Consider the following 13,827-nt stretch of genomic DNA (forward strand, 5'->3'; position numbering starts at 1 on the left):
GGTCAACGCTAACGGTTAACCCAGCACCTAGCAAGCGGCTGCTAGACGCGCGACGGCGTCCGTCTGCGGGGAGGCGTCAGTCGGCTGCGAGCAGCCGCAGCCGCTTGATCGCCGCGGCCTCGATCTGGCGGATGCGCTCGGCCGAGACGTGGTACTCCTCGGCGAGCTCGGTGAGCGTCGCGTTGGCTTCGCCGCTCCAGCGTCTTTCGATGATGTCGCGGCTGCGCGGATCGAGGCTTGCAAGCGCCTGTCGCACGCGTTCGGCGCTATGCGATTCGTAGTCCAGGGCTTCGACCGCCAGTGCGGGATCGGCATCCGGTGCCGGCAGGTAGGCAGCTGGGCCGTAGCTGCTGTCCTCATCGCCGTCATCGGTCTCGACGGGATCAAAGGACAGGTCGCGCGCCGACAGCCGTCGCTCCATCTCGGTGACTTCGCTTGCCGATACGCCCAGGTCGCTTGCGATCGCGCGGGTCTCCTCGGCGCTCAACCAGGCGAGATTCTTCTTGAGTCGTCGCAGGTTGAAGAACAGCTTGCGCTGCGCCTTGGTGGTCGCGACCCTGACCAGGCGCCAGTTGCGCAGGACATATTCGTGAATTTCGGCGCGGATCCAGTGCACGGCAAAGGACACCAGCCGGACGCCGACCGACGGGTCGAAGCGCTTGACGGCCTTCATCAGGCCGATGTTGCCTTCCTGGACCAGATCGCTGGCGGGCAGTCCATATCCCAGATATCCGCGCGCGATATGCACGACGAAACGCAGGTGCGCGAGGATCAGCTGGCGTGCCGCATCGACATCGCCGTCCTCATGCAGACGCTTCGCGAGTTCGGCCTCTTCTTCGCGCGACAGGACCGGAATCTGCGATACGCGCTCGACATAGGCATCGAAACTGCCTACCGGTCCGGCGACGGCCAGATCATGGTGACGGGCGATCAGCGCATTGGCGGTCATCGGCTTGCTATCCCTCCATAAACAACCAGGTAATTTTAGCACTCGTTGGCTTAGAGTGCTAAGACCCCGGTCAAGTTCCTGGCGAGGGAGATATTATCCAAAAACAACAGGTTAGGCGCGCGGCTCGATCTCGCGCAGATAGCGGGCCGCCGCCACATAGGCGCCCAGCCAGCCGAGCAGGGCCGCCGCGCCCAGGACGATGCCACTTTGTCGAAGCCCGGGGCCCGTCAGCTCGAAGCGGCTGCCATACAGCAGGGCAAGTTCCAGCGTGGGACCGCGCAGCAGGGCGCAGGCCAGCATGACCACCACGATGGCAAGCAGCCCGCCAAAAGCACCGAACAATGCCCCGGTGTACAGGAACGGCCGCCGTACGAAGGCGTTCGATCCGCCCACCAGTTTGGTCACTTCGATTTCGGCACGGCGGCTGCCGATTTCCAGCCGGATGGTATTGGCCATCACGGCGAGCACGGCGAGCCCCAGCATCAATGCGGCGACCAGGAGCGCCCTATGCACCAGCTCGAGCGCGGCATGCAGTCGCTTGACCCAGTCGGTATCGACCTGAACGACGTCTACCTCGGGCCAGGCGACGAGATAGCTGCGCAGCGCTTCGATGTCCGCGGGCGTACTGGCGGCGTCCGCCGGTGTGATGGTCAGCACCTGCGGCAATGGATTCTCGCCAAGTGCCTCGAGCGCCGAGCCGAATCCGGAGAATTCGCCGAGTTCCTCGAGCCCGCGCTCCGCGGTGATCAACTCGACCTTGGCGACGCCACTGCGTTTGCGCAGATTCCCGGCGAGCGCGCGCGCCTTTCCGGCATCGACGTCGGCTTTGAAATACAGCGTCACGTGTATCGAGCTGTCGAGCTCGCCAGCCGCCTGCTCGGCGTTATCGATGAGTACCGCAAGGCCGAGTGGCAATGACAGCGCGAGCGCCAGTACCAGGATAGTCATGAACGAGGCGATCGGTCGCGTCAGAATGCGGCCGAGCGAACCGAGTCCCGCCTGTGTGTGGCGCGCAAAATAGCTCGCGACGCTCATCGCTCGGCCACCATATGCGGCAGCGTATCGTCGCCGCCGCCCAGTATCCGTCCGCCGTCCAGCACGACCTCGCGGCAGCCGAAGGAGTCGACCAGCGCATGATCGTGCGTCGCGATCACCACCGTTACGCCAACCTCCTGGAAGCGGCGGAAGAGATTCATCACCTCGAGTGACAGGTCCGGGTCGAGGTTGCCGGTAGGTTCGTCCGCAACCAGGATCGGCGGCTTGCGCACCACGGCGCGCGCGATGCCGACACGCTGCTGTTCGCCAACTGAAAGCTCGGTCGGCAGGAGCTTTTCGGCGCCGAGCAGGCCAACCTGATCGAGCGCCGCGCGCACCCGGCGGTCGATTTCGCGCAGCGGCGTGTCGGCGACGATGAGCGGCAGCGCGACGTTGTCGTAGACCGGCCGATCGGCGAGCAGGCGGTGGTCCTGGAAGACGATGCCGATCTGGCGGCGAAATGCAGGAATGGCGCGAGCCGGCAGGCTGCCGGTGTTCTGCCGGTTGACGATCACGGTGCCGCGCGTCGGTCGCTCGAGCAACGTGATCAGCTTGAGGACCGTGCTCTTGCCGGCGCCCGAGCGGCCCGTGAGAAACACCAGTTCACCGGCTTCGATGCGCAGCGCCGCTTCGGACAGCCCTTCGCGTCCGTTCGGATAGCGCTTGGTGACGTTGTCGAAGTGAATCAATGAGGTTCTAGTTTGCGCAACTGACCGGGCCCGCGCAACGCGTCGCCATTTCAGCTCGCTTCCGGGCCATCGACCAATGCTGCAGCGAAAGTCGCGGCATCGAACTCGCCAAAATCATCCGCCTGCTCGCCGATGCCGATGAAACGGATGGGAATCCCGAGTTCGCGGGCGATTGCGAGCACGATGCCGCCCTTGGCGCTGCCATCGAGTTTCGTGAGCACGAGCCCGGTGACGCCGACCGCGGCGTGAAACTCGCGCGCCTGGCTGAGTGCGTTCTGTCCCTGGTTGGCGTCGAGCACGAGCAGTACCTCATGCGGCGCGCCCGGTTGCGCTCGCTCGATGACCCGCTTGATCTTCTTGAGTTCCGCCATCAGGTGGGACTGGTTCTGCAATCGTCCTGCCGTATCGGCGATCATGAGGTCGACGCCGCGAGCCCGCGCGGCCGCATGCGCATCGAATACCACGGCCGCGGGATCGGCGCCCGCGCCCTGCGCGACGAATTGCGCGCCGCTGCGATTGGCCCAGATCTCGAGCTGCTCGATTGCCGCCGCGCGGAATGTATCGCCAGCCACCAGCATGACCTTGCGAGCGTCGCCGAATCGCTGCGCAAGCTTGCCGATAGTGGTCGTCTTGCCCGAGCCGTTCACGCCAACGACCAGTATCACGAAGGGCTTTTGTGCGGCATCAATGCCAAGCGGCTTCGCGCAAGGGGCAAGCATGCTGGTGATAAGGGCGCGAAGCGCGACGAGCAGCGCGTCGACGTCGGCCAACTCCTTGCGCTTAACGCGCTGGCGCAGCTCGTCGAGAATCTCCTGTGTCACGTTGACGCCAACATCTGCAAGCAATAGACGGGTCTCGAGCTCATCGAGGAGGTCCGCATCGATGGCGCGGCCGCGAAACAGATTGCCAAGGTCGTAGGAGAGCCAGGATCCCGGCCGGTTGATTCGACCGCGCAGGCGCGACAGAAAGCCCTGGCGTTGGCTGCTTGCGCTCATTCGGAAAGCTGCGGTCGCGCTGGCGGACCGTCTTCAGGTCCGCCAGCACCGTACCGTGCCGCCTACCGTCAGGGTTCGATGACGGCGGGATTGGAAATGGGCAGCGATTGGCCGTTCGATGCCGCAAACACCACTGTTTCGGTCTGCATTTCGATGGTGGTAGCGAGACTCGCGGTGGGATCGAGTATCGAGCCATGATCGCCGGCCGTGAAATTCACATAGGCACGGTGACCGCCGGCGCTCGGATTCGCGCCCGGTGTCGCGAGCTTGGTCAGGCCACCGGCGGCGATCAGGCGTTGCGTCGCACTGTTCGGGACCACCTGGTCTGGCAGCGAGGTCGTGCCGTTGCCGACGACCTGCATCAGGTGGACAGGTTTGCCGCTCGCCGCCCGCGCGATGTAGTTGAGCGGATCACCGGCATCGACCACGGTCTGCGTGTCCCTGAAGAACTGGGCATAGAGCGTGGTGCCGGGCACGAGTCCGAGGTTGGCGAGGCCCGCGTTGATGGCTGGGCCGAATGTCACCGAATCGCGCAACAGCTCGGCGACACCGCCACCCGGCATGGCGAGCGATGCGGTGCGAATCTCGGGCGTGACGGCGGCGGCGGCCGTGCCGACGATCGCACCGAGCGAGTGGCCAACGAAGTGGATGCGGTTGGGATCGATATCGCCGCCGGCCGTGGCGTCGAGATTGAGCAGCGGGAGCGAGCGCGCCACGGTGATGAGATCGGCGCTCGATTCGCGCAGGTTGTCACGGCTGGTCGCGAGGCTCGTCAGGTTGATGTAATGCGTGCCTGAGCTGTCGCGTGTGCCATCCGCGCCCGGCGCGCCGGTTGCATTGTTGATGAGATCGAGATCGAAAGTGCGCTCGAAGGAGTTGGCGCCGGTCGGCAGCGTGTTACCTGCATAGAGCGGGTTCGCCGGCACGGCGTACAGCGGGTTGGTCGGGTCCGTGATGCCATGCAGGGGTTGGTCGATGGCGACCACGACAAAGCCCGCGTCTGCGAATGCGTCGGCGATCGCAAGCGCATCGGTGCGGTTGCGGGTGATGCCGTGCTGGAAGATGACGACAGGGTAGCCATTCGGCGGTTTGACGCCACCCGATGCCGAATTGCCATTCGGTACGGTGACGAGCACGGGTATCGGCAAGGTCTCCGTTGCGACGGGTTGCGGATTGAAGCGCGTGATCTCGCGACTCGTCGGATCGATGACTGACGGATTGCCCTGCCAACGACCCGAGAGCGGCGCGGCGCGATTGAGGTAATAGGGCATCTGCATGACGCCGGCGAAGATGTTCGCCTTGCCCGCGAGCAGTGGATTGACGTTATTGGTGTTGAGCCCGGTCGGGCGTGCATCGATGGTCTGCGGGGTCGCGGTGAGCGCGAGCACGCTGAGCGCATCGGTGGTCGACTGGACGGTGAAGCTGAAGCTCACCACGACATTGGTTGGAGGAATCTGCGCAGCGCTGGCAATCTGCAAATGCCCGGCGACGAGCTGGCAGATGGCGACGAAGGTCGGGCTCGGCAGATTGCAGGCCGGGGTGGCAAGTGCCGCCTGGCGTATGGTCGCGTAGTCGGTGTCGGCGGTGGCGGCCGTGCCGGCGGTATTTTGAATCGCTGCCGTCAGCAGCACGATGTAAACGCTGCGGATATCGGAGCGACCGATGCCGCCGCTTGGTGCCAGGGGTTTCAACGGGCGAATCTCGATTCCGCTGCCGCCGGCGGCGGCATCCGTGACGACGCTGACGCTGTAGTCCACCCCCGGAATCAGTGGTGTCGGCGGGATCGACGGGCTCGCACCGCCGCTCGGATCGTCATCGACCTCGACATGCACGACGACCACGGCGGCGGGCGTCAAGGACGCCGGATCGATGCTGCCATCGAAGTTCGCGCGAATGACTGCGTTGGTGGAATAACCGTCGAGCACATTGAGTGCCGCGGCATTCGGCGCGAATGGATTGGCGGGAATGTTGAGGGTGCCATCCGTCGACCCGGAGAAGTAGATGTCGTTTGGATAGGGCAGCAGTCCGGACAGCGGCTGGAAAAGCGCGCGGAATGCGGTGTTCGGTGTCGTGCCGCCACCCGGATTGTTGTTTCCGGACAGCGTATTGGTAGGCCCGATGTCCCCACCGGAACCCCCGCAGCCACCGACGATAAGCGCAGCGGACAAAGCCAGCGTGGCGCCGAACAGATTTTTCATCCCTAACTCCTCGCGAATTGCGGTATCGGCGGCAAATGTCAGCCAAAACTGGCGGCCGCGCTTGTAGTAATAGGTGGCTAGGGTACGCTTCGGCGAGGACGAGTGGCAAGCAACAGACCGATTGGCAACGAAGCGGCGCAAAACCCGCCTGGGACAGGGTCGAAAAGGGTCCGGGAGTGCGCCGGCCGGGCGCGGTGCCGTGCGCGTGATCGGCGGTTTGTTGCGTGGCCGCCGCATCGGGCTCGCACCGGAACCCGGCCTGCGGCCGACGCCCGACCGGGTCCGGGAGACACTGTTCAACTGGCTCACCCCCATGGTCCGCGGTGCGCTATGTCTTGACTTGTTCGCCGGCAGCGGCGCACTCGGCATCGAGGCGCTGTCGCGCGGCGCCCGCCAAGTGGTTTTCGTCGATCGAAGCCCCGCCTGCGCGGCGGCTTTGCGCGGCGAGATCGAGCGGCTCGCACTTTCGGCTGAAGTCTGGCAGATGAGCGCCGAGTCCTATCTGGCCGCGCCCGGCGGTCCGTTCGATATCGTCTTTCTGGATCCGCCATTCGATACGCCCGACTACGCCGCCCTGCTGGACCTCGTTGCGAGCGCGAACTGCCTGGCGCCTGCCGCGGCGATCTATCTGGAACTGGCGGCGCGCAATGCACTTCCGGTCCTGCCACCACTCTGGCGTGTGCATCGCAGCGGACGCGCCGGCGATGTCGGTTATCATCTGCTGTTGCGGGAGAGCTAGAGAACAATGATGAAACGAGCCGCCGTCTACCCGGGGACCTTCGACCCGATCACCAATGGTCACCATGACCTGGTGCGCAGGGCCGCAGGCATGTTCGATCACGTGGTCGTCGCGATCGCCGCCAACCCGAACAAGACGCCGTTGTTCTCGCTCGAGCAGCGCGTGGATCTCGCGCGCCGGGTGCTGGCCGACGTGCAGAACGTCGAAGTCTGCGGCTATGAAGGATTGACCGTCGATTTCGCGCGTTCGCGCGGGGTCAGGTTCATCGTGCGTGGCCTGCGCGCGGTGTCGGATTTCGAATTCGAGTTCCAGCTCGCCAACATGAGCCGCCACCTGTCGCGCGACGTCGAAACCGTATTCATGACGCCGCAGGAGCAGTTCACCTTCATCTCCTCGACGCTGGTGCGCGAGATTGCACTCCTCGGCGGCCAGGTCGCGGAATTCGTCCACCCGCTGGTGGCGACAGCGCTTGCCGACAAGGCGGCAGAGTTGGGCAGGAAGCGATGAATCGTCTCGCCACCCGCAGGCCGGGTCTGGCCGCCGGCGCCGTCGCGCTGCTCGTCGCTGCCATGGTGCTCGGCGCGCGGCCGCTGCCCGCGATCGCGTCGCCGCCGCCCCGGCAGGCGGCGATCGCGAGCGCACACCCGGAGGCGACCGCGGCAGGCGAGGAAATCCTCAATCGCGGCGGCAACGCATTCGATGCGGCGATCGCCGTCGCCGCCGCGTTGGCGGTGGTCGAACCCTCGGGTTCGGGTCTTGGCGGCGGCGGGTTCCTGCTGCTGCACCGTGCGAGCGACGATTTCGACGTGATGATCGACGCGCGTGAAAAGGCGCCGGCCGCTGCGACGCGTGACATGTTCCTCGATGCCGATGGCGTGCCGGTACCCGGTCTTTCCAAGAATTCCGCGCTCGCCGCAGGTATTCCGGGCGAACCCGCGGCACTTGCGCATCTTGCGAAGCACTACGGGCGTTTGCCGCTTGCAGCCACCCTTGCGCCGGCGATCCGGCTCGCCAGGCAAGGCTTCGCCATGTACCCGCGGCTGCGCGGCGGCATTGCCATCAAACGCGATGTGTTGCTGCGCTCGCGCGAGTTGAGCCGCAACTTCCTCGACCGCGGTGCCGTGCCCGCCAACGGCTTCATCGTGCGCCAGCCGCAGCTCGCGGCCACGCTCGAGCGGCTCGCAGCGCGCGGCATGGATGATTTCTATCGCGGTGCACTGAGCCGCGAACTGATCACCAAGGTACGGCGCATGGGCGGCATCTGGTCGGCGGAAGATCTCGCCGGCTATCAGGTCGTCGAACGCGAGCCCGTGGTTGGCAACTATCGCGGCGCTCGCGTCGTTGCGGCTTCGCTCCCGTCCTCGGGCGGCATCGTGCTGATCGACGCGCTCAACATACTCTCGGGCTACGACCTGGGCGCGCTCGATGGCGCATCGCGCAAACATCTGATTCTCGAAGCCGAGCGGCGCGCGCATCGTGACCGCGCGGTATACCTCGGCGACCCGGACTTCGTCGACGTGCCAGTCGCCCAGTTGATCCATCCCTACTACGCCGCCGGTCAGCGCAGTTCCATCCGCCTCGACCGCGCGCTGCCCTCCAGCGCATTGCCGGGTGTGGCGGAGGCCGGCGAAGCGGGCACGCAGACCACGCATTTCTCGATACTCGACAAAGAGGGCAATCGCGCGGCGGTTACGATTACGTTGAATTTCTGGTTCGGCTCCGGACTGGTGGTTCCCGGTACGGGGATTCTCCTCAATAATGAGATGGACGATTTTTCCATCAAGCCCGGCGTACCGAACGGCTTCGATCTGGTCGGCGGTGACGCCAATGCCATCGCACCGGGCAAGCGCATGCTCTCCTCCTCGACCCCGGCATTCGTCGAATCCAGGCAGGGGCTCATGATCCTCGGCTCGCCTGGCGGCAGCTTCATTCCCGGCATGGTCTTGAATGCAACGCTCGATTTCCTCGATGGCCGAAGCGCCGAGCAAATCGTAGCCGCGCCGCGCATCCACCATCAGTATCTGCCAGACCGCGTGCTCTACGAACAGGGCGCGCTGTCCGATGCGGAAATCGCCGCGCTCACCGACCGCGGCCACAAGCTCGAGCCGTCCTCGCGGCGCTGGGGCAATCTGCAGGTCATTACCCAGAATTTTGCGAACGGAGAAGTCCAGGCGGCCGCCGATCCACGCGGCGATGGTGCCGGACACGTCTATTGATCCCGGACGGTGAGTGGCGGCCGATTGCCGCTTACGTCGACGGCCAGGTGCTACCGGTACACGAACTGCGCGTCGCAGAGCTGTCGATGCACGATGGCCGCTACCAGATCCTCGATGGCAGCCGCAGTCTCCTCGACGAAGGTTGTTACGACCTTGGCGATGACGCGAAACTGCGGCCGATCGACTTGCGCATCGACAAGGGGCCGCACGCGGGCCGGCGCCTGCGAGGCATTTTCGCCTGCGAGCAGGATTTGCTCACGATCTGCTATGACCTCGACGGCGGCGAACGTCCGACAAGCTTCGAGCCCCGCGAGGAACTCCTGCTGTTGCAGATCACTTACGCGCGCGTGCTGCGCGGCGTGCACTGACGGAAGATTTCCTGCCAGGCACTTTGCGCGGGCGCTTTGCCGGTTGCTGCTGCACGCGCACCCGCAGGGCCGGAGCCGGCAGCCGGTTCTCGCGCGCAAGTTCGACCGCACGCCACAGGTACCACGCCGCATAGGAGCGATAGGGCTGCCAACGCCTGCCGTACTGCGCAAGCGCCTTGGGTCGCGGCAGCCGGCGCAAACCATAGGCGAGTCGAAAACCCGCGCAGACGCCGTAGTCGAGCACCGGCAACACATCGGGGCGCCCGAGATGAAAGATCAGGAGCATCTGCGCCGTCCATGGGCCGATGCCGCGCACGCGGCTGAGCGAGACGATGATGCCATCGTCGCTTTCGTCATCGATGGCGTCGTCATCCGGCAGTGTGCCGGCAAGGCTGTGGGCCGCGAGGTCCTTGAGCGCCAGGGTCTTGGCGCGCGAGAAACCCACCTTGCGCAGTTCTCCATCGCGCAACGCGAGTATCCGCTCAGGTGTCGCCTGCGCATCGCAACGTTCGTCGAGCCGCTCGAGAATCCGCTTGGCCACGAGGCCGGTCAACTGCTGGTGTGCGATGGCGTGCACCAGGTATCCAAACAGGCCGCGACTGCGATCGGCGCGAAGCTCCCAGGGCCCGACGGCGTCGATCAGCTGCGCCATCACAGGATCGCTGGCAGCAAGCGCCGACAGCGGGGCACTCGCGGAGGTCAGTGCTGGCATGACGGGCAGTAATAGCTCGAGCGTTGTTGCTGGACGAGGTGCTTGATCGGCGTGGCGCAATTGCGGCACGGCTGGCCTGCGCGCTCATAGACATAAAGGCGCTGGCGGAAATAGCCTGGTTCGCCGTCGACGCGGACGTAGTCGCGAAGTGTCGTGCCGCCGGCACGCAATGCGAGACCGAGCACCTGACGGACTGCGCGCACGAGCTTCGTCACTTCGGCGCGGCGCAAAGAGCGCGCTGCGCGGCGCGGGCGTATGCCGGCCCGGAAGAGCGCCTCGTTGGCATAGATGTTGCCGACACCAACCACGAGATGGCTCATCATCAGAAGCTGCTTGATGGCGACGCGTCGTCCGCGTGTCACGCGCCAAAGATAATCCGCCGTAAACTGTTCGCTGAGCGGCTCGGGCGCGAGATTGCGCAACAGCGGATGCAGATCGGGCGCGGCGTCGGTCAGATGCAGGCTGCCGAAGCGGCGCGGGTCGTTGAACCGGATGCAGTCCCCGGAATCGAGCACCAGGTCGAAGTGGTCGTGCTTGCTCCTTTCGGCGCCCGCGCGCAACACCCGCAGGCTCCCCGACATGCCGAGATGCACGAGCAAGGTGCCGGCTTCGAGATGAAGCAGCAGGTATTTGGCGCGCCTTGCGACATCCTTGACCCGGCTGCCGCGCACGCGCTCCGGCAAATCGTCCGCGACCCGCCAGCGCAGTCGTGACTCGTAGAGATCAAGTCGCAGCACGCGTCGACCCCGCAAATACGGTTCGATGCCGCGGCGCGTGGTTTCGACTTCTGGCAGCTCGGGCATGGCGGCCATCATAGCCTGCGTCGCCGGGCACAAAAAAACCCGCCGGTGGCGGGTCTTTCGAGGCCGCTGGGCTCTCGCCCGGCCTACTTGATCTTGGTTTCCTTGTACGCGACGTGCTTGCGCACGACCGGATCGTACTTGCGGATTTCCATTTTCTCCGGGTGCAGGCGCTTGTTCTTGGTGACGACGTAGAAGTGCCCGGTATTGGCCGAAGACAGCAGCTTGATTTTCTCGCGCATGAGGTGTGACTCCCGGGCCGGCTCAGATCTTCATGCCGCGCTTGCGCAGTCCGGCGACAACCACATCGATGCCGTTCTTCTCTATGGTGCGCATGCCGCGCGAAGTCACGCGCAGGGTGACCCAGCGCTTCTCGTCGTCGAGCCAGAAACGCTGCTTGTGCAGGTTCGGCAGGAAACGCCGCCGCCGCTTGTTGTTGGCGTGCGAAACGCGGTTGCCAACTGCCGGACCAGTGCCGGTGACATCGCAGACCCGTGACATGGGGATAGGCCCTGAAAAATGGGCCGCTTTTATACCAGCAGCTGGTGCCCAGGGCAAGTCGGCGGGGGCGGGCGACCGCACCCGGTCCAGGGCGGGGTCAGCGTCAGGGCAGGGCTTCTAAAGGAGGCCCCGCTCGGCAAACGACAGGGTGGCGCCATCGCCCACGATGATGTGATCGAGCACCCTGACGTCGATCAATGCCAGGGCGTCGCTCAGGCGGCGGGTGATGAGCTCATCGGCGCGGCTCGCCTCGGCGACGCCCGACGGATGGTTGTGCGCGAGAATCACCGCCGCCGCATTATGCGCAAGGACCTCGCGGATCACCTCGCGCGGATGCACCGCCGCACCGTCGATGGTGCCGCGGAAGAGTTCGGCAAACGCGATGACGCGGTGACGGTTGTCGAGGTACAGGCAGCAGAATGTCTCATAGGGTCGGTCGGCGAGCCGGGCACAGAGGAATTGCCGCGTTGCCTGCGGTCCGGTCATGGCGTTCTCGCGCTGCAGCGATTGCTCGAAACAGCGTCGTGCGAATTCGAGTGCGGCGAGCAGCAGACGCTGCTGTTTGCGGGACGGCGATCCGCCAGCGTATGGCGCATGCTGTGTCAGGTAGTGCACAAGCCCGCGCAGGCTCTGGTGGTGGCGAAGCAGTGCTCGGGCCTGACGCGATGCATGGGCCGAAGGGCCAGCGCCGCCGAGCAATGTCGCGAGCAATTCGACGTCGTCGGTTGATGCCATGCTGGGGCTGTGCCGGTTGGCGGATGTGCCAACTGGGGTAGTCTCGAGGGTTGTCACCGCAGGAGTCTTGCCGCTGCCCGGCCCGCCGGCCACCATCCAAACGTGCGCAGATCGCAAAAAACAGGCTGGATTGCCGCCGTCGCTGCTTCGGGCTGATAATCTTGCCCTGGCATGCCGACGCGGCATGCGGGAAGCGCAATGAAACCGAAAATCCTGCTCGGAGTAACCGGCGGCATCGCCGCCTACAAAAGCCCACAGCTCGTGCGCCGGCTGGTCGAGGCCGGAGCCGAGGTTCAGGTCGTGATGACCCGGGGTGCTCGGCATTTCGTGGGCGCCGCGAGCCTGCAGGCCGTATCCGGGCGGCCGGTACGCGACGATCTGTGGGATAGCGCCGCGGAAGCGGCGATGGGCCATATCGAACTCGCGCGCTGGGCGAATCTGGTGCTGATCGCCCCCGCCACGGCCGACGCCATCGCGCGCCTCGCCGGCGGTCGCGCCGACGACCTGCTGACCACGCTGTGCCTGGCAACCCAGGCGCCGCTCGTGCTGGCCCCCGCCATGAATCACCAGATGTGGCGCCACAGCGCGACCCAGCAGAATGTCGCGACCCTGACATCCCGCGGTGTGACACTGCTGGGGCCGGATGACGGTGCCCAGGCTTGTGGAGAAACCGGGCCCGGCCGCATGCGCGATCCCGATTTGCTCGCCGCGCAGGCGCTGGCCATGTTCGATGCGAACGGCCCATTGCGCGGCGTGCACGTTCTGATCACGGCGGGTCCGACCCGCGAGGCGATCGATCCCGTGCGCTTCGTCAGCAACCGCAGCTCGGGCAAGATGGGATTTGCAGTCGCTGAGGCAGCGCGCGCGGCCGGCGCGAAAGTCACCTTGGTCAGCGGACCGGTGGCGTTGGCGACGCCGCAAGGTGTCACCCGCATCGACGTTGAATCGGCGGCCGAGATGCACGCGGCCGTTGAACGCGAAGTGCCCTCGGCAGAGATGTTCATCGCCACGGCTGCGGTGGCCGATTACCGCCCACGGCAGGTCGCACGGCAGAAGATCAAGAAAACAGGCAGCGAGCTCGATCTCGAACTGGAGCGCACCGTCGACGTGCTCACCCAGGTCGCCTCGCGTGCCGCCCGGCCGTTCGTGGTCGGGTTTGCCGCCGAGACACAGTCGCTCGAGCAGCACGCGATGCAGAAGCTGGTCAAGAAGAACCTCGACATGATCGCCGCCAATGAGGTGGGCGAGAAAAAAGTGTTCGAGCAGGATGAGAACGCCCTGCTGGTGCTATGGCGCGGCGGCCGCGCGCAGATCGGTCCCGCGGCGAAGTCGAATGTCGCGCGCGAGCTCATTGCTCTGATCGCTGAGCGATTCGAGGAGTGGCGCGCGCTCAAGGCGCGAGCCCAGGCCTGACCCGACATGGCGATCGCAGGGCGTCGCGCGCTCAAGCTGCGCATTCTGGATCCGCGACTCGGTCGCGAGCTGCCGCTGCCTGCCTACGCAACCGACGGTTCAGCCGGGCTCGATCTGCGAGCCTGCATCGATGCCGACCTGGTGCTCGCGCCCGGCGAGTCCACGCTCGTACCCACCGGGCTCGCCATCCATCTGGATGATCCCGGTCTCGCCGCCGTCATCCTGCCGCGCTCGGGATTGGGTGCGAAACACGGCATCGTCCTCGGCAACCTGGTTGGTCTGATCGATTCGGATTACCAGGGACAGCTCATGGTGTCGGTTTGGAACCGCTCCCGCGCCGCATTCACCATCACACCGGGGGAGCGCATCGCGCAAATGGTCATCGTGCCCATCGTGCAGGTCGAGTTCGACATCGTCGATGATTTCGCGGCGACCGCGCGGGGTGCCGGCGGTTTCGGTCACACGGGGCGCGGCTGA

General features: G+C 65.5%; 16 protein-coding genes. 6 read left to right on the forward strand and 10 right to left on the reverse strand.

What is annotated here, in order from left to right:
- Positions 1–76: 76 nt before the first annotated feature.
- From rpoH to R3E77_02170, 5 genes are all read right to left on the reverse strand, one after another.
- Positions 77–949, reverse strand: coding sequence for an RNA polymerase sigma factor RpoH (gene rpoH, locus R3E77_02150; GenBank protein ID MEZ5498212.1), 873 nt, complete (start codon positions 947–949; stop codon positions 77–79).
- 111 nt (positions 950–1,060) lie between these two features.
- On the reverse strand, positions 1,061–1,984 hold the full coding sequence (gene ftsX, locus R3E77_02155) for a permease-like cell division protein FtsX (protein MEZ5498213.1): 924 nt from the start codon (positions 1,982–1,984) through the stop codon (positions 1,061–1,063).
- Positions 1,981–2,673 (reverse strand): cell division ATP-binding protein FtsE, encoded by a 693-nt coding sequence (ftsE, locus tag R3E77_02160; protein ID MEZ5498214.1) that lies wholly within the window; start codon positions 2,671–2,673, stop codon positions 1,981–1,983. The genes ftsX and ftsE overlap by 4 nt, the downstream gene beginning before the upstream one ends.
- Before the next feature lie 50 nt (positions 2,674–2,723).
- Positions 2,724–3,668, reverse strand: a complete 945-nt coding sequence (gene ftsY / locus R3E77_02165; GenBank protein ID MEZ5498215.1) for a signal recognition particle-docking protein FtsY — start codon at positions 3,666–3,668, stop codon at positions 2,724–2,726.
- Positions 3,669–3,736: 68 nt separating this feature from the next.
- Positions 3,737–5,866 (reverse strand): hypothetical protein, encoded by a 2,130-nt coding sequence (locus tag R3E77_02170; protein MEZ5498216.1) that lies wholly within the window; start codon positions 5,864–5,866, stop codon positions 3,737–3,739.
- Between the two features lie 73 nt (positions 5,867–5,939).
- On the opposite strand from R3E77_02170, the gene rsmD reads away from it, so the two are divergent.
- From rsmD to R3E77_02190, 4 genes are read left to right on the forward strand one after another with little or no spacing between them, the layout of a single operon-like run.
- Positions 5,940–6,605 (forward strand): 16S rRNA (guanine(966)-N(2))-methyltransferase RsmD, encoded by a 666-nt coding sequence (gene rsmD, locus R3E77_02175; protein ID MEZ5498217.1) that lies wholly within the window; start codon positions 5,940–5,942, stop codon positions 6,603–6,605.
- A gap of 9 nt (positions 6,606–6,614) precedes the next feature.
- The gene (gene coaD, locus R3E77_02180) at positions 6,615–7,112 is read left to right on the forward strand and encodes a pantetheine-phosphate adenylyltransferase (protein ID MEZ5498218.1); all 498 of its coding nucleotides are present in this window, start codon (positions 6,615–6,617) and stop codon (positions 7,110–7,112) included.
- Entirely contained in the window at positions 7,109–8,821 is a 1,713-nt protein-coding gene (gene ggt / locus R3E77_02185; protein ID MEZ5498219.1) for a gamma-glutamyltransferase, read from the forward strand. Before coaD ends, ggt begins: the two co-directional genes overlap by 4 nt.
- Positions 8,818–9,189, forward strand: a complete 372-nt coding sequence (locus tag R3E77_02190) for a TIGR03067 domain-containing protein (GenBank protein ID MEZ5498220.1) — start codon at positions 8,818–8,820, stop codon at positions 9,187–9,189. Before ggt ends, R3E77_02190 begins: the two co-directional genes overlap by 4 nt.
- On the opposite strand, the gene R3E77_02195 is transcribed toward R3E77_02190, so the two are convergent.
- From R3E77_02195 to radC, 5 genes are all read right to left on the reverse strand, one after another.
- Positions 9,155–9,901, reverse strand: a complete 747-nt coding sequence (locus R3E77_02195) for a hypothetical protein (GenBank protein ID MEZ5498221.1) — start codon at positions 9,899–9,901, stop codon at positions 9,155–9,157. The two genes, R3E77_02190 and R3E77_02195, sit on opposite strands and share 35 nt — an antisense overlap.
- Complete coding sequence (gene mutM / locus R3E77_02200) at positions 9,889–10,704, reverse strand: bifunctional DNA-formamidopyrimidine glycosylase/DNA-(apurinic or apyrimidinic site) lyase (protein ID MEZ5498222.1); 816 nt, start codon at positions 10,702–10,704, stop codon at positions 9,889–9,891. Before mutM ends, R3E77_02195 begins: the two co-directional genes overlap by 13 nt.
- Before the next feature lie 83 nt (positions 10,705–10,787).
- Positions 10,788–10,943 (reverse strand): 50S ribosomal protein L33, encoded by a 156-nt coding sequence (gene rpmG / locus R3E77_02205; protein ID MEZ5498223.1) that lies wholly within the window; start codon positions 10,941–10,943, stop codon positions 10,788–10,790.
- 22 nt (positions 10,944–10,965) lie between these two features.
- Positions 10,966–11,202, reverse strand: a complete 237-nt coding sequence (gene rpmB / locus R3E77_02210) for a 50S ribosomal protein L28 (protein ID MEZ5498224.1) — start codon at positions 11,200–11,202, stop codon at positions 10,966–10,968.
- Between the two features lie 117 nt (positions 11,203–11,319).
- Positions 11,320–12,123: a DNA repair protein RadC gene (gene radC / locus R3E77_02215; protein MEZ5498225.1), complete on the reverse strand. Its 804-nt coding sequence runs from the start codon at positions 12,121–12,123 to the stop codon at positions 11,320–11,322.
- A gap of 12 nt (positions 12,124–12,135) precedes the next feature.
- On the opposite strand from radC, the gene coaBC reads away from it, so the two are divergent.
- Positions 12,136–13,350: a bifunctional phosphopantothenoylcysteine decarboxylase/phosphopantothenate--cysteine ligase CoaBC gene (gene coaBC / locus R3E77_02220; protein MEZ5498226.1), complete on the forward strand. Its 1,215-nt coding sequence runs from the start codon at positions 12,136–12,138 to the stop codon at positions 13,348–13,350.
- Between the two features lie 6 nt (positions 13,351–13,356).
- Entirely contained in the window at positions 13,357–13,827 is a 471-nt protein-coding gene (gene dut / locus R3E77_02225; GenBank protein MEZ5498227.1) for a dUTP diphosphatase, read from the forward strand.

This window comes from Steroidobacteraceae bacterium (assembly GCA_041395505.1).
GTDB lineage: Bacteria > Pseudomonadota > Gammaproteobacteria > Steroidobacterales > Steroidobacteraceae > JAWLAG01.

Coding starts and splice junctions, on each gene's coding strand:
- rpmB (MEZ5498224.1), bottom strand. CDS start 11,202: ATGTCACGGGTCTGCGATGTCACCGGCACTGGTCCGGCAGTTGGCAAC.
- coaBC (MEZ5498226.1), top strand. CDS start 12,136: ATGAAACCGAAAATCCTGCTCGGAGTAACCGGCGGCATCGCCGCCTAC.
- coaD (MEZ5498218.1), top strand. CDS start 6,615: ATGAAACGAGCCGCCGTCTACCCGGGGACCTTCGACCCGATCACCAAT.
- R3E77_02170 (MEZ5498216.1), bottom strand. CDS start 5,866: ATGAAAAATCTGTTCGGCGCCACGCTGGCTTTGTCCGCTGCGCTTATC.
- R3E77_02195 (MEZ5498221.1), bottom strand. CDS start 9,901: ATGCCAGCACTGACCTCCGCGAGTGCCCCGCTGTCGGCGCTTGCTGCC.
- rpoH (MEZ5498212.1), bottom strand. CDS start 949: ATGACCGCCAATGCGCTGATCGCCCGTCACCATGATCTGGCCGTCGCC.
- rpmG (MEZ5498223.1), bottom strand. CDS start 10,943: ATGCGCGAGAAAATCAAGCTGCTGTCTTCGGCCAATACCGGGCACTTC.
- mutM (MEZ5498222.1), bottom strand. CDS start 10,704: ATGCCCGAGCTGCCAGAAGTCGAAACCACGCGCCGCGGCATCGAACCG.
- ftsY (MEZ5498215.1), bottom strand. CDS start 3,668: ATGAGCGCAAGCAGCCAACGCCAGGGCTTTCTGTCGCGCCTGCGCGGT.
- ftsX (MEZ5498213.1), bottom strand. CDS start 1,984: ATGAGCGTCGCGAGCTATTTTGCGCGCCACACACAGGCGGGACTCGGT.
- dut (MEZ5498227.1), top strand. CDS start 13,357: ATGGCGATCGCAGGGCGTCGCGCGCTCAAGCTGCGCATTCTGGATCCG.
- radC (MEZ5498225.1), bottom strand. CDS start 12,123: ATGCCGCGTCGGCATGCCAGGGCAAGATTATCAGCCCGAAGCAGCGAC.
- ggt (MEZ5498219.1), top strand. CDS start 7,109: ATGAATCGTCTCGCCACCCGCAGGCCGGGTCTGGCCGCCGGCGCCGTC.